This is a genomic window from Rathayibacter sp. AY1F9, from assembly GCF_002932155.1.
Classification (GTDB): Bacteria; Actinomycetota; Actinomycetes; order Actinomycetales; family Microbacteriaceae; genus Rathayibacter.
Genome location: NZ_PSVA01000031.1, coordinates 17,336 through 30,746 on the forward strand (window position 1 = coordinate 17,336; position 13,411 = coordinate 30,746).

A 13,411-nucleotide genomic window follows, 5' to 3' on the forward strand; every position below is an offset into this window, starting at 1 on the left:
ACCAGGCCCTCAGTGCAGCGCGAGCGACACCGCCAGCACCACCATCACGACCGCCACGGCCGCGTCGAGGATCCGCCAGGCCCCGCGGCTCCGGAACAGCGGCCGCAGCGCCCGCGCCCCGAAGCCGAGAGCGGTGAACCACAGCACGCTCCCGGCCGCCGCCCCCGCCCCGAACCACCAGCGCTCGGCGCCGTGCGTGTTCGCCACCGACCCGAGCAGCACGACCGTGTCGAGGTAGACGTGCGGGTTGAGCAGCGTGAGCGCCAGGCACGTGCCGATCGCCGTGCGGAGCGACGTCGAGGCGCCGGCCGGATCGCCGTCGAGGGTCCCCGGCCGCAGTGCGCGCCTCGCCGCCATCACCGCGTAGGCGAGGAGGAAGGCGATGCCGCCCCAGCGGATCACCACCAGCAGCCACGGCGCCGACTCCAGGACCGCTCCGATCCCCGCGATCCCGAGCACGATCAGCGCGGCGTCGCAGAGCGCGCAGATCGCGACGACGGCGGGCACGTGCTCGCGGCGGAGGCCCTGGCGGAGCACGAAGGCGTTCTGCGCGCCGATCGCGATGATGAGCGAGAGGCCGAAGCCGAGGCCGGAGAGGGCGGCGAGGAGGGGGGACACGCTCCGACGCTAGGGCGGGGCGCTCCTGTAGACCAGCTCATGCTCCTTCAGTACCGTAAGCAGCACTGATGCTGACAGACGACCTCGACCTCTCCCGCCTGCGCGCGCTCGCCGCCTCCGTCCGGTACGGCTCCTTCGACGCCGCCGCCCGGGCCCTGCACATCACCCCCTCCGCCCTCAGCCAGCGGATCAAGGCGCTCGAGACCGCCGCCGGCCGCGTCCTGCTGGTGCGCTCGCGCCCCGTCGTCGCGACCGAGGCCGGTGCGGGGCTCCTCCGCCTCGCCCGTCAGATCGAGCTCCTCGCCGACGACGCCGTCCGCTCGCTCGGCGGCGAGGACGCGGAGGGGGCGGGCCCCGTCGTCCTCCCGCTCGCCGTCAACGCCGACTCCCTGGCCACCTGGGTGCTGCCCGCGCTCGCCTCCGTCCCCGACGTCGTGGTGGAGCTGCACCGCGAGGACCAGGCGCACACCACCGCGTTCCTCCGCGACGGCACCGTGCTGGCGGCCGTCACCGGAGAGTCGGAAGCGGTGCTCGGCTGCACCGTCGCACCGCTCGGAGTGATGCGGTACCGCGCCATGGCCGCGCCCGCGTTCGCCGAGCGCTGGTTCCCGGACGGCGGCACGGCCGGTCTCGCGAGCGCTCCGCTGGTCGTCTTCGACGAGAAGGACCGCCTGCAGGACGACTTCCTCCGAGCCGCCGGCGTCGAGGGCCGCCCGCCGCAGCACCGCGTCCCCGGATCGACCGACTTCGAGCGGGCCGTGCGCCTGGGCATGGGGTGGGGGATGCTGCCCGAGCTGCAGGCCCCGGTCGGCGGCGACGGCCTGGTCGAGCTGGGCGGCGACCCCGTCGACGTCCCCCTCTACTGGCAGCAGTGGGCCCTGCACACGCCCGCCCTCGACGCGGTCGCCGCGGCCGTCTCCGCCGCCGCGCGCGCCGCGCTGCGCCGACCCGCGCGCTGACCTGCGCCGCCGGGGAGGCGCTCAGACCGCGAACACGTCGCGGAGGGTCACCGTCTCGAGCGAGCGCTCGCGGAGGATGTCGACGAGCCGCGCGTAGACCTGCGTCACCGGATCGAAGTTGGCGTGCCCGATCACGATGTGCTGCGGCAGGAACCACTGGTCCGCGAAGCCGACCACCTGCTCCGGCGTGATCCGCCCCGAGTCCGAGAGCGAGCCGTACCAGAGCACCGTAGCCGTGTAGCCGATCGCCGCCGCGGCGGCCCGGCTCCGCTCGTCCGTGTAGCCGAACGGCGGCCGGTAGAAGGGCGCCGCCTCCACCCCGTAGGTCGAGCGGATGAAGTCGCCGTTGCGGCCCAGCTCCTCCTGCACGCCGTCGCTCGAGAGGCTCGTCAGGTCGGCGTGCGACCAGGTGTGGTTCGCGAGCTGCACCTGCCCCGAGGCGACGAGCGGAGCCAGCAGCGGCGCGTTCACGGTCCACGAGTCGTACTTCCCGTTGAGGAAGAAGGTCAGCCGGGTGCCGGTGTCGCGGGCGAACTGCGCGTAGGCGGCGACCACGTCGGAGTCCGCGCCGTCGTCGACGGTCCAGGCGAGCGTGCTCCCCTCGCCGGGCAGCTCCGAGATCGTGCCGGAGGGCAGCGGCGCCTTCCGCCGCACCGGAGCCGCCGCGGCGGTGGTGGTCGGCACGGGGCGGGGAGGGGTCGGGACGGCGGTCGGAGCGGCGGACGGCAGCACCGCCGCCGGCGCCGTGCTCGGCGGGAGCGCCGCGGGAGCGGGCCGGGCGGGCGTGCACCCCGTCAGCGCGACCGCCGAGGAGGCGATCCCCAGCAGCAGCGCGCGTCGCCTCAACCCGTCCACGGGCCCCCCTCGCGAGCCCCGTCCCCCGGAGCGTCCCCGCGACCATAGCGGTCGGGGAGGGAACGGGCAACGCGGCGCGACACCCCTCCCTCCCCGCAGCCTCTACCGGAAGGTGCGCCTGACCGCGTTGTTCGCCGGCGTGGGATCGGCGGCGGCGGTCGACACCCTGGCGTCGATCGTCGTGGCGGCCGGCCGGTCGACCAGCGTCACCGAGTAGGTGGTGCTCCGCCCGGCCGAGACGCTCGGCGCGGTCCAGGTGAGGACCGTCGTGCCCGCGGCCGAGCCCTTCGTCTGCACGGCGCCGGGCGCACTCGCCACCGTTCCGCTGACGACGACCCGGGTGGTCGTCGTCGCCGCGTCCCGGGTGCCGGTGTTCCGGACGGTGATCGTGCCCGAGAGCGGGGCCGTCGCCGCCAGTCCCGGCGCCGGCGCCAGCGTCAGCGTCAGGTCGGCGCGGGTGGAGGACTTCACCTGCAGCGACTGCGTCACCGAGGTCGCGGCGAGCCACGCGGAGTCGCCCGCCTGCGTGGCCCGGACGGTGCAGCTCGCCGCGCCCGTCAGCCGCACCGTCGCCGTGCCCGCGCCGGTGGCGGTCAGCGTGCAGCTGCCGCTCGCGTACAGCTTCACGGGCAGACCGGAGGAGGCGGTGGCCGCGACCGGGTAGGCGATCCCCTTCTCGGGCGAGGACGGCATCGTGGTCGAGAAGGCGACCTTCTGCGCCTTCTTCTTCTGGGGGACGACCGCGGCGACCGCGATCGACTGGGTCGCCCGGGGAGCCGCGTCGTGCGAGGCGTCGCCGGCCTGATCCGCGGTGACCGTGCAGGTGCCGGATCCGCTGAAGGTCACGACGCCGCTCGCGAGCGAGCACGCGCCCGTGGCGCCGATCGTGACCGGCAGGTCGGAGGAGCCGCCCGCCGCGGTCGGCGTGTAGCGGCCGCCCGCGGTCGCCGTGCTCGGAGCCGCGGAGGTGAAGGCGACGGTCTGCAGCGCCTTGCCGATCGGGAAGGTCCGGACGACCTGCTCCGCGGGCGCGTGAGCGTCGTCGCCGGCCTGGTCCAGCGTCAGCGTGCAGGTGCCGACGGAGTCGTAGGACACCGTGCCGTCCTCTCCCAGCGAGCAGGAGTCGGAGGCGTCGAGCACCGGGTCGGCGCTCGACGGGCCGCGGACGATCGACGGGGTCCAGGAGCCGCCGATCCGGGCGTCCGTCGGAGCGGCGTCGCGGAACGACACCGCTCCCGCCGCCGTGCCGACCTCCACCGACTGCGAGATCCGCGGAGCCGCCGAGTGACGCTCGTCCCCGGCCTGGTCCGCGGTCACCGTGCAGGTGCCGGAGCGGGTGAAGGTCACCACGCCGTCCGCGACCGTGCAGGACCCGGCCGCTCCGAGCACCACGGGGGCGCTCGACGCGCCGGCCGTCACGACGGGCGTGTAGGAGCCCCCCGCGACCGCCGCGTCGGGGACCGGCGAGGCGAACGCCAGCGTCTGGCCGAGGGCGCCGATCGCGAAGGTGCGGACGGCCTGCGGAGCGGCGCCGTACCGCGAGTCGCCCGCCTGGTCGAGCGTCAGCGTGCAGGTGCCGACGGAGTCGTGGGACACGACTCCTGCGGCCGCCGAGCATGCTCCGGAGGCGGTCAGCACCGGACGCGCGGTGGAGGGTCCGGCGACGATCCGCGGGGTGGTCGTCCCGCCGACCGTCGCGCCGGTCGGCGCGCTGCCGCCGAAGGAGACGGTGCCCGCGAGCAGTCCGACCGCGATCACCTGCGAGGCCCGCTCCGCCGCGTCGTACCGGGCGTCGCCCGTCTGGTCGGCGGTCACCGTGCAGGTGCCCGATCCGGTGAAGGCGACGACCCCGTTGGTGAGCGTGCAGGATCCGGAGGCGCCGAGCACCACGGGGCGCCCCGAGGCTCCGCCGGTCGCGGTCGGGCGGTAGGTGCCGCCCGCGAGCGCCGAGTCCGGCGCCTGCGAGGTGAAGGCCACGGTCTGCGCGACCCGGGTGATCTCGAAGCTGCGCACGGCCGTCGGCGCTGCGCTGTGGCGGATGTCGCTCGCCTGGTCCAGCGTCAGCGTGCAGGTGCCGGCGGAGTCGTAGGAGACCAGTCGGAAGGGCCCGACGGAGCAGGCGCCGGAGGCCGTCAGCACCGGGGGAGCACTGGAGGGGCCGGCGACGACCGCGGCCGTCGAGGAGCCCCCGACCCGGGCCTCGGCCGGAGCATCGCCGCCGAACGCGACGGTGCCCGCGAGCTGCGTGACCGCGACGGTCTGCGAGGCCTGCGCCGCCGCGGCGTAGCGCCCGTCGCCCGCCTGGTCCGCCGTGACGGTGCAGGTGCCGCTGCCGGCGAAGGTGACGACGCCGTCCGCGAGCGTGCAGGCGCCGGTCGCTCCGATCGTCACGGGGAGCCCGGACGCGCCGCCCGTCGCGGTCGGAGTGAGCGTGTCGCCGGCCGCGGCCGTCGACGGCGCGGTCGAGGTGAAGGCGACGGTCTGCGCGATCGCGGTGACCTCGAAGGTCTGGACCGCCCGCGCGGTGCCGTAGGCGGCGTCGCGGTAGTGGATCGCCGTCAGCGTGCAGGTGCCCGCGGAGTCGAACCGGACGGCGCCGTTCTCGCCGTCGGAGCAGGCGCCCGAGACGCTGAGCACCGAGGGGCCGGAGGACGGTCCGCGCGTGAAGGCGGGAGTGAAGGATCCGCCGACCTCCGCGTCGGTCGGGACGGCGGTCGTGAACGCCACGGAGCCGGGCGCGTAGCCGACCTCCACCTCCTGCACGGCGGGCCGGGCGCTGTCGTACTGCCGGTTGCCGTTCTGGTAGGCGAAGACGCCGCAGACGCCCTTCGTGGTGAAGGTGACCACGCCGTCCTTCGCCGAGCACGACGCGGTGGTGAGGAGGAACGGAGCGATGCCCGAGGCGCCGCCCTCGATCACGGGGCGGTACGTGTCCCCGAGGACGGCGCCGACCGGAGGCGCGCTCGTGATCCGGACCGTCTGCGGGAGGAAGTAGATCGAGTACTCCTGCTCGGCGTGCCGCGCGGGCCAGTAGCCGTCTCCGGGCTGGTCGAGGGACAGCACGCAGAGCCCGGCCCCGTCGTTCCGCACGGTCACTCCGTCCGGGAGGATCGAGCAGTCTCGGCTCGCGGAGAGCACGGGCACGCCCTTCGACGGGCCGGGCACGATCGTCGGCCGGTACGTCTCGAGCGACATCGCGTGCGGGGGCGCGGTGCTCCCGAAGGAGAGGTTCCCCTCGGGAGTCCCGACCGTGATGACCTGCCGGACCTGCGGAGCGGCGTCGTGTCGATCGTCCGCGGCCTGGTCGATCGTCACCGTGCAGGTGCCGTCGCCGAAGAACGTCACCACGTCGTCCGCGATGGTGCAGTTGCCGTTCTCGATCACCGCGATCACGAGCGGGTTGCCCGAGCCGCCGCCGGTCGCCTCGACCGTGTACCGGTCGTCGGTGAACACCCGGTCGGGCGGAGTCGAGGTGACGACGACCGTCTGGGGGATCCGCGAGATCGGGACGAAGCGCACCAGGCCGTCGGCGGCCGCGTACACGTCGTCGCCCGGCTGGTCGAACTGCACGCCGCAGGTCGAGGGCTCGGTGTAGGTCAGGATCTGCGCACCCGTCGCGTCGGGGGCGACGGTGCAGCCGAAGAAGGTCCTGACGAGCACCGGCAGTCCCGAGCTCGAGGTCGCCGTGGCGACGCCGGTCGACTCCAGGACGCCGGTCTTCGGCACCGCGACCGTCAGCGTCTGCGACGCCTTCGCGACCTCGAGATCGAAGGAGGCGCGCCCCGCGGTGTAGTGGTCGTCGCCGGCCTGGTCGGCGGTCACGGTGCAGGTGCCGCCGCGCGTGAAGGTCACGACGCCGTCGGCGATCGCGCAGGATCCGGTCGCTCCGATCGAGACGGGGCTCCCGGAGCCGCCGCCGGTGGCCGTCGGGGTGAAGGTGCCCAGCGCCGTCGGCGCGGTCGGCCGCGAGGAGGTGAAGGCGACCGTCTGCGAGAACTTCCGGACCGTGATCCGGAACGAGGACGTGCCGGTGTTGCCGGCCTCGTCGTCCGCGGTGCAGTCGACCGTCGTGTCCCCGATCGGGAAGACGCTCCCCGAGGCGGGCGTGCAGGTCGAGCCCACGGCTCCGTCGACCGCGTCCTCCGCGGAGGAGGCGAAGGTGACGACGGCGCCGGAGACGTCGACCGGCTCGGCCGTGACGGCGGCGGGCACGGTCACGACGGGGGCAGAGCGGTCGGCCAGCGCGAAGGTGCCGGGGATCGACCGGAGGGTGTAGTTCGGCCCCGCATCGCCTCCGTCGCACCGCGTGACGTAGTCGCCGACGGGCGTGCGCGCTCCGACCGTCACCTTCCCGGTGCCGTCCGCCGTGTAGTAGGCGCCGGTCGGCTCGGTGACGAAGCGGTCGGTTCCAGCGAAGCCGTCGGCCGTGCAGGTGACCGTCGGGGCGGTCGCGGTGCCGTGCGCCTGCGTCCCGGGGCTCGACGCGGTCACCGTGAGGGGCGCCGGCGAGATCGTGAGCGCGCCGTCGATGGTGATCAGCTGTCCCGAGGGGTTCGTCAGGCCGGAGCAGCGCGTGGGGTAGCGGCCGACGGGGGTCGTCGCGGAGAGCGCCAGCGGCGTCCTGAATCCGGTGTCGGACGCCGCGAAGGCGCCGCAGGAGACGGTCCCCGAGGGGGAGCCGGTCACGGAGGCGGTGATCGCGGGGGGAGTGGATCCGTAGGTCGACGAGGGCGAGGAGGCGGTCACCATCGGGACAGCCGCGACGATGCGCAGCGCGCCGTCCTTGTACCCCGCGATCGTGTAGTCGCTGCTGACCTTCGCGCCGCTGCACCGCGTGGTGAAGGTGGTGAAGGTGGAGGTGGGCCAGTTCGGGATCAAGCGGTAGATGACGTCGTCCGCCGTGACGATCGGCCGGTAGACGCCGGCCGTGAGCGGGGCGCCGAAGGTGTCGGAGCCGACGAAGGCGGCCGTGCAGCGCAGGTCGGGGGACGGCGCGCCTCGCGGGTAGTCGACCGTCGGAGCGGTGACCGTGAGCGCCTTCGGCTTCGCCGTGAAGCTCTGCAGGGGCTCGCCCGCCCAGCCCAGAGGAGCGAGCGCGTCGAGCCTCGCCGCGAGCGTGCAGACGCCGGCGTGGAGCACGGTCACCCTCATGCCGCTGACGGAGCAGGTCTCGGCGGTCCTGCTGCTCAGGACGATCGAGCGGCCGGGCACATCGACGGCCTGCGCGTAGGGGCTCGCGTCGAAGGAGTCGCCGTACGCCTTCTGCGGGAGCGTCGACAGGTCGAAGCGCACGCCGCCCACCGCCACGGTGGCCGGCTCGCTGCGGACGCTGCCCCCGCAGGTGGTCAGGGTCGCCCGGTAGCGGTAGGAGCCGGTGGGATCGGGGCCGGCCTCGAGGAACGCGGTCCCGTCCTCCCGGGCGCCCGCTCGGCCGAGCGCGGGCTTCCACGTGGCGCCGCCGTCCGTGGACCTCTCCCACGACACGGCGGGGATGCCGCCGTAGACGGCCGAGACGCTCACGCCCATCGTCAGCGTGTAGATCTGGTTGGTGACGCCCGCGATGTCCGAGGGCTGCCGGGTGATGACGGGTGTCGCGGCGCACGCGCGCACCTCGTGGCGCAGAGCGGGGAGCGCCGACCAGCTCCCGCGTCCCGCCTCGGCGGCGGTGATGGTGTCGGGGTAGTGCGCGCGGATCTCGTTCCAGCCCTGCGGGATGTCCCTCGTGGTCAGCACGCCGACGCCGTCCGCGTCGAGGGTCACCCTGCTGGTGCCCGCACCGGTGAGGATCTCGACGGTGCCGCCGGCGGCCACCGGCCGGCCCAGGCTCGGGATGGTCACCTTCGCGGTGACGGTGACCTCCTGCCCGAGCATCGAGAAGTCGGGGGTCCGCGTCACGGTCACGGCGGTGTCGTACACCGGAGCGACCACGGGGTCGGCCGCCGTCGGGCCGGCCGTCTGGGAGATCCTCGTCACGCTCGGGTGCACGTAGCTCGAGCCGCCGCCGCCGGCGCCGGGGTCGTTCATGACGCCGAGGGTGTCGTTCATGCTGCCGAACACGTAGGGCGATCCGCCGCCGCCGCCGTACCACCAGCCGGCCCCGCCGCCGCCGCCGCTGTGGCCGGGGAACGAGCAGTTGCCGCCGCCGCCGCGGGAGGCGCCGGCGTCGGCGCCCTTGCCGTCGTTGAGGAACACGCCCCACTGGCCGTTGTTGCCGTCGGCGCACTCGCCGAACGTGCTGTAGCCGCGGGCGCCGGGCGAGCCGCCCGAGCTCTGCCCGGCCGCGCCGCCGCCGCCGCCGTCGGCCGCGTTGTTCCTGCCGCCGTTCCCGCCGCCCCTCGCGCCGCTGCCGGCGTCGGCGTCGCCGCCGACCGAGGACCGCCCGCCGCCGCCTCCGCCGCCCGCCGCCACGGCGAGGGCGTGCTGACAGCCGTCCGAGCCGGCCGTGCTGAGGTACTGGGCGTCGCCGCCCGCGCCGCCGGAGTCGCCCGCGTAGACGCCGCCGTTCACGTAGCGCGTGGCGCCTGCCGCTCCGGCCGGGGCGCCGGCGAGGCGCCCGATCTCCAGCACCTGCCCGGGCGTGACGGGCACCTCGACGACGAGGCTGGAGCCGCGTCCGCCGGCGTTGCCCGTCCCGAGGCCGCTCGCACCCTTCCCGCCGTTCTGGCCGCTGAGGACGGCGCGGACCGTCGATACCCCGGTCGCGGGAACGGTGTACTGCGACACCGTCGAGACCTTCGGGGAGGTGAAGCACGCGGTGCTGAAGACCGGCGCCGCCGACGCGGTCGGCGCGGCCACGACGCTGAGGCCGGCACCCGCCACGAGCACGGCCGCGGCGACGAGGGAACGGAGGAAGGACTGGCGCATGTGCTGCTACTCCCGGCTGCTGCCGGGAGCGGGCGCCCGCGGTCGGCTCAGAGTAGGGCGGTCGTCGACCCGCGAGGAAGGCGCAAGATACACGAACGCCCTGCTCGGGGGGTACGGGAGGCCACTTCTGCCGGAACCTCCCAGGAAGTCCCCGTGCACGTCGGGGCAGCGTCCCCACCCTGTCGGGGCAGTGTCCCCACCCTGTCGGGGGAGTGTCCCCACCCTGTTGCGGCCGCCGCCCGGGTCGCGTAGCCTAGCGAGGTTGCGTGCATCTGCACGCGCTTGCGTGCTGCCCACCGGGCAGGAGCTCCGGCTCCGGCCGGACAGGCGGGCGGTGCGCCGACAAGTGACCTTGGGTGGGTCGGGCGGGGCTTCGTGCCGCGCGTGATCCACGGTAACCACACATGGAGGAAACCATGGCAGCAGTCTGCCAGGTGACCGGAGCCGTCCCCGGCTTCGGGCACGCCATCTCGCACTCGCACCGGCGCACCAAGCGCCGCTTCGACCCGAACGTGCAGAAGAAGACGTACTACGTGCCGTCGCTTCGCCGTAACGTCACCCTGACCCTCTCGGCCAAGGGCATCAAGGTCATCGACGCCCGTGGCATCGAGTCCGTCGTCAAGGATGTTCTCGCTCGCGGGGTGAAGATCTAATGGCCAAGCAGCAGGACGTCCGTCCGATCATCAAGCTCCGTTCGACGGCCGGCACCGGTTACACCTACGTGACCAAGAAGAACCGCCGCAACGACCCCGACCGTCTCGTGCTCAAGAAGTACGACCCCGTAGTGCGCAAGCACGTCGACTTCCGCGAGGAGCGCTAAGTATGGCCAAGAAGAGCAAGATCGCCCGCAACGAGCAGCGCAAGGTGATCGTCGACCGCTACGCCGCCAAGCGCCTCGAGCTGAAGAAGGCCCTGGTCGACCCGGCCGGGACCGACGAGACCCGTGAGGCCGCCCGCGTCGGCCTCCAGAAGCTCCCCCGCAACGCCTCGCCCGTCCGCGTCCGCTCGCGCGACGCCGTCGACGGCCGCCCCCGCGGCAACCTCACGAAGTTCGGCATCTCGCGTGTCCGCTTCCGTGACATGGCGCACCGCGGCGAGCTGCCCGGCATCACCAAGTCCAGCTGGTGACCCGGCGCCGCTAGCGGCGTGAACGATCGAAGGCCCGTGATCCATCGGATCGCGGGCCTTCGTCGTCCCGCCGGCGGACGTAAAATGTGCGGATGACCGACTCCAGCCTGCCCACCGTCGCCGAGATCGCGGCGCTCATCGACCACGCGATCCTGAAGCCCGAGCTCACCCGCGCCGAGGTCGACGCCCAGCTCGACGAGGCGCGAGCGTCCGGCGTGTTCAGCGTCTGCGTCCGCCCCTCCGACATCGCCCACTCGGTCGCCCGGCTCGAGGGCTCCGGCGTCCTGGTCGGCACGGTCATCGGCTTCCCTCACGGCACCACCTCCACCGCGGCGAAGGTCGCGGAGTCGCGTCAGGCGCTCGCCGACGGCGCGTCCGAGCTCGACATGGTCGTCAACATCGGCCGCCTCCGGAGCGGCCTGCTCCAGGACGTCGAGGACGACGTCCGCGCCGTGGTCGAGGCCGCCGAGGGCCACGTCGTCAAGGTCATCCTCGAGACGAGCCTCCTCGACGACGAGCAGGTCGTCGAGGGCAGCCGGGCCGCCGAGCGCGCCGGCGCGGACTTCGTGAAGACCGCCACCGGCTTCGCGGGCGGAGGCGCGAACGAGCACGACCTCCGCCTCATGCGCGGCGCCGTCTCGGAGGCCGTCCAGGTGAAGGCGTCCGGCGGCGTCCGCGACCTCGACACGCTCCTCGCCTACCGCGGCCTCGGCGTCACCCGCTTCGGCACCAGCGGCTCCGCGACCATCCTCGGCGACCTCGCCGCGCGGCACTCGGGCGACTCCTCCGCGGCACGTGTCGACTCCGCCTCCTACTGACGGAGCGGCCGACGAGGGCCGCACCGCACCCGCCGACCGGATGACGCCCGTGCGCCTGCGCCCGGGCCGCGCCGGCCGGTGGGCGGAGCGGACCCGCCGCCCCCTCGACGAGATCGCCCGCGCCCTCAAGGAGCGCGTCTACGCGACCTTCACGGGCCTGGCCGTGGTGATGATCTACCTCGTCGGCGACCACCCCGACGCGGTCCACGCCCTCCAGAGCCTCGTGATCTCGATCATCGGGATCTCGGCCGCGGGCTTCGTCGCCGAGGTGATCGCGCACCAGGTCGTGCACGCCTCGGCGCCCTCGCGCTCCGAGACGCACACCATGCTGCGGATCGCGGGCGGGGCGCTCGCCTCGGCGTCGCTGCCGGTCCTCGCGCTCGGTGCCGCGGCGCTGGGCTGGATCGACGCGACGGTCGCGCTGCGGATCGGCGCGGGCGTCTACGTCGCCACGCTCGCGGGGATCGCCCTCATCGCCGTCGTTCGCGCGGGCCTCTCCTGGAAGGAGAGCCTCGTCTCGCTGCTCGGGATCGTGGGCCTCGGCGTTCTCGTCGTCGGCGTGCTCGCGCTCGCTCACTGATCCGGAGGCGCCGCCGAGCGTAGGCTCGGACGGATGACGTCACGCACCAGGGTCGAGCTCGGCCGCCGCGAGGACCTCGGCGCCGACTGCGCGAACTGCTTCGGCCTGTGCTGCGTCGCTCTCGCCTTCGCCCGCTCCGCCGACTTCCCGTTCGACAAGCGCGCCGGAGACCCGTGCGTCAACCTCGACGGCGAGGACGCATGCACGATCCACCGCCGGCTCCGGCCGCAGGGCTTCGTCGGCTGCACCGTCTTCGACTGCTTCGGCGCCGGCCAGAAGGTCTCGCAGCACACGTTCGGCGGCGTCTCCTGGCGGTCGGACCCGGCCGTGCGCGAGCGGATGTTCGCGGTGTTCCCGCTGATGCGCCGCCTGCACGAGCTGCTCTGGTACCTCGACTCCGCACTGGCGCTGCCCGGCGTCGGCGCGCCGCTCCTCGACGAGCTGCGCGAGCGGTTCGACGCGGTGCACGCGCACACCCTCGGCGAGCCGGAGCAGGTGGTCGCGGTCGACGTCGACGCGGAGTACGGAGCATCCCGGCCGCTCCTGATCGCGGCGAGCGCGGCCGCTCGCGCAGGAGCGGCGCCGGCTGCCCGCCGGTCGAGGGGCCGTCGGCTCGCTCCGGGTGCCGATCTGGCGGGCGCACCGCTCCGGAACGCGGACCTGCGGGGAGCGGATCTGCGGGGCGCGCTCCTCCTGGCCGCGGACCTGCGGGGTGCGGATCTGCAGCGGTGCGACCTGCTCGGGGTGGACCTGCGCGATGCTGATGTGTCCGGCGCGCGGCTCGCCGAGGCGGTCTACCTCACCCAGGCGCAGGTGAACAGCGCTCGAGGGGATGCGGCGACCACGCTGCCGTCGCACTTCGAGCGCCCGTCGCACTGGGGCGGCTAGGCCGCCGGGTCAGAGGCTGCGGGGGCCGCCCAGCGACTCGTCGCCGCCCTCGTCGTCGAAGCCGAGGGCCTCGACGACCTCGCGGCCGAGGAGGTGCGCGCCGCTCCAGCCCTCGATGACGCACCGGGGGAACGCCTCGCGGTCCGGGGAGCCGAGCCATGCGGCCGCCGCCTCGCGGGCCCACGCCTCGGAGGCGTACACGCCGATGATCTCGGTGCGGTCGTCCCACGGCGTCGCGGTCGAGAGGACGAAGTGGTCACCGTTCACGATCGGATCTCCTCCGGCACTCGGGGTTCAGCGACCCCGTGGGAGTGCGGGACCGGACCGGACGCTACCCGCGGGCGGGGGAGCGCGTCTCCGGGGTCGACACGAGCGCGGATGAAGGCTACGGGAACGTCGAGCGCGGCGCGATCACCCGATGGTCCCACGCAGGCGGGCGTTCAGCCCACCCAGAGCCGTCGCGATCTCGTTCTCGTCACTTCCGGGGAGGAGGGCGCCGCCCTGCTCGAGGCCGTGGCGCAGGGCCTCGACCTCCTCAGGGGGGAGGCCGCCGCTGTCGAGGAGGGCCTGGAGGGCGGCGAGGATGCCGACGAGGGCGACGGCGTCGTCCAGGTCGAGGGGGCGGACGCAGGACTTGTCCATGTCATCGCTCCTGTTCGGGTCAGGGGTTCGGGGGCGGGGGCCCCGCGTCGGGGTGCGTG

At 74.3% G+C, this 13,411-nt stretch carries 12 protein-coding genes; 7 read left to right on the top strand and 5 right to left on the bottom strand.

What is annotated here, in order from left to right:
• Positions 1-9: 9 nt before the first annotated feature.
• A complete protein-coding gene (locus C5C37_RS15540; protein WP_104339226.1) occupies positions 10-618 on the bottom strand; it encodes a LysE/ArgO family amino acid transporter in 609 nt (202 codons plus the stop codon).
• Positions 619-686: 68 nt separating this feature from the next.
• Between C5C37_RS15540 and C5C37_RS15545 the strand changes: the two genes are divergently transcribed.
• Entirely contained in the window at positions 687-1,577 is an 891-nt protein-coding gene (locus C5C37_RS15545) for a LysR family transcriptional regulator ArgP (RefSeq protein ID WP_104339227.1), read from the top strand.
• A gap of 21 nt (positions 1,578-1,598) precedes the next feature.
• On the opposite strand, the gene C5C37_RS15550 is transcribed toward C5C37_RS15545, so the two are convergent.
• The gene (locus tag C5C37_RS15550) at positions 1,599-2,432 is read right to left on the bottom strand and encodes a polysaccharide deacetylase family protein (protein ID WP_219814500.1); all 834 of its coding nucleotides are present in this window, start codon (positions 2,430-2,432) and stop codon (positions 1,599-1,601) included.
• 102 nt (positions 2,433-2,534) lie between these two features.
• A complete protein-coding gene (locus tag C5C37_RS15555) occupies positions 2,535-9,296 on the bottom strand; it encodes an HYR domain-containing protein (RefSeq protein WP_146085254.1) in 6,762 nt (2,253 codons plus the stop codon).
• Between the two features lie 416 nt (positions 9,297-9,712).
• On the opposite strand from C5C37_RS15555, the gene rpmB reads away from it, so the two are divergent.
• The 6 genes from rpmB (at position 9,713) to C5C37_RS15585 (ending at position 12,710) form a co-directional block, all read left to right on the top strand.
• Entirely contained in the window at positions 9,713-9,949 is a 237-nt protein-coding gene (rpmB, locus tag C5C37_RS15560; protein ID WP_056038148.1) for a 50S ribosomal protein L28, read from the top strand.
• Positions 9,949-10,116: a 50S ribosomal protein L33 gene (gene rpmG, locus C5C37_RS15565; protein WP_027692168.1), complete on the top strand. Its 168-nt coding sequence runs from the start codon at positions 9,949-9,951 to the stop codon at positions 10,114-10,116. The genes rpmB and rpmG overlap by 1 nt, the downstream gene beginning before the upstream one ends.
• 2 nt (positions 10,117-10,118) lie before the next feature.
• A complete protein-coding gene (gene rpsN / locus C5C37_RS15570; protein WP_104225107.1) occupies positions 10,119-10,424 on the top strand; it encodes a 30S ribosomal protein S14 in 306 nt (101 codons plus the stop codon).
• 92 nt (positions 10,425-10,516) lie between these two features.
• Positions 10,517-11,242, top strand: coding sequence for a deoxyribose-phosphate aldolase (deoC, locus tag C5C37_RS15575; RefSeq protein WP_181027245.1), 726 nt, complete (start codon positions 10,517-10,519; stop codon positions 11,240-11,242).
• Positions 11,220-11,822 carry a hypothetical protein gene (locus C5C37_RS15580; RefSeq protein WP_146085255.1) on the top strand — a complete coding sequence of 201 codons (603 nt, stop codon included), beginning with the start codon at positions 11,220-11,222 and terminating at the stop codon, positions 11,820-11,822. The genes deoC and C5C37_RS15580 overlap by 23 nt, the downstream gene beginning before the upstream one ends.
• A 33-nt stretch (positions 11,823-11,855) precedes the next feature.
• Positions 11,856-12,710, top strand: coding sequence for a pentapeptide repeat-containing protein (locus C5C37_RS15585; RefSeq protein WP_104247969.1), 855 nt, complete (start codon positions 11,856-11,858; stop codon positions 12,708-12,710).
• A gap of 9 nt (positions 12,711-12,719) precedes the next feature.
• On the opposite strand, the gene C5C37_RS15590 is transcribed toward C5C37_RS15585, so the two are convergent.
• Positions 12,720-12,977, bottom strand: a complete 258-nt coding sequence (locus C5C37_RS15590) for a hypothetical protein (RefSeq protein WP_104238985.1) — start codon at positions 12,975-12,977, stop codon at positions 12,720-12,722.
• Between the two features lie 144 nt (positions 12,978-13,121).
• Positions 13,122-13,352 (bottom strand): hypothetical protein, encoded by a 231-nt coding sequence (locus C5C37_RS15595; protein ID WP_104227350.1) that lies wholly within the window; start codon positions 13,350-13,352, stop codon positions 13,122-13,124.
• Positions 13,353-13,411 lie beyond the last annotated feature (59 nt).

Bases quoted from the DNA above. Each gene is read 5' to 3' on its own strand.
- C5C37_RS15545 (WP_104339227.1), top strand. From the start codon at position 687: ATGCTGACAGACGACCTCGACCTCTCCCGCCTGCGCGCGCTCGCCGCC.
- C5C37_RS15555 (WP_146085254.1), bottom strand. From the start codon at position 9,296: ATGCGCCAGTCCTTCCTCCGTTCCCTCGTCGCCGCGGCCGTGCTCGTG.
- rpmB (WP_056038148.1), top strand. From the start codon at position 9,713: ATGGCAGCAGTCTGCCAGGTGACCGGAGCCGTCCCCGGCTTCGGGCAC.
- rpmG (WP_027692168.1), top strand. From the start codon at position 9,949: ATGGCCAAGCAGCAGGACGTCCGTCCGATCATCAAGCTCCGTTCGACG.
- rpsN (WP_104225107.1), top strand. From the start codon at position 10,119: ATGGCCAAGAAGAGCAAGATCGCCCGCAACGAGCAGCGCAAGGTGATC.
- deoC (WP_181027245.1), top strand. From the start codon at position 10,517: ATGACCGACTCCAGCCTGCCCACCGTCGCCGAGATCGCGGCGCTCATC.
- C5C37_RS15585 (WP_104247969.1), top strand. From the start codon at position 11,856: ATGACGTCACGCACCAGGGTCGAGCTCGGCCGCCGCGAGGACCTCGGC.
- C5C37_RS15595 (WP_104227350.1), bottom strand. From the start codon at position 13,352: ATGGACAAGTCCTGCGTCCGCCCCCTCGACCTGGACGACGCCGTCGCC.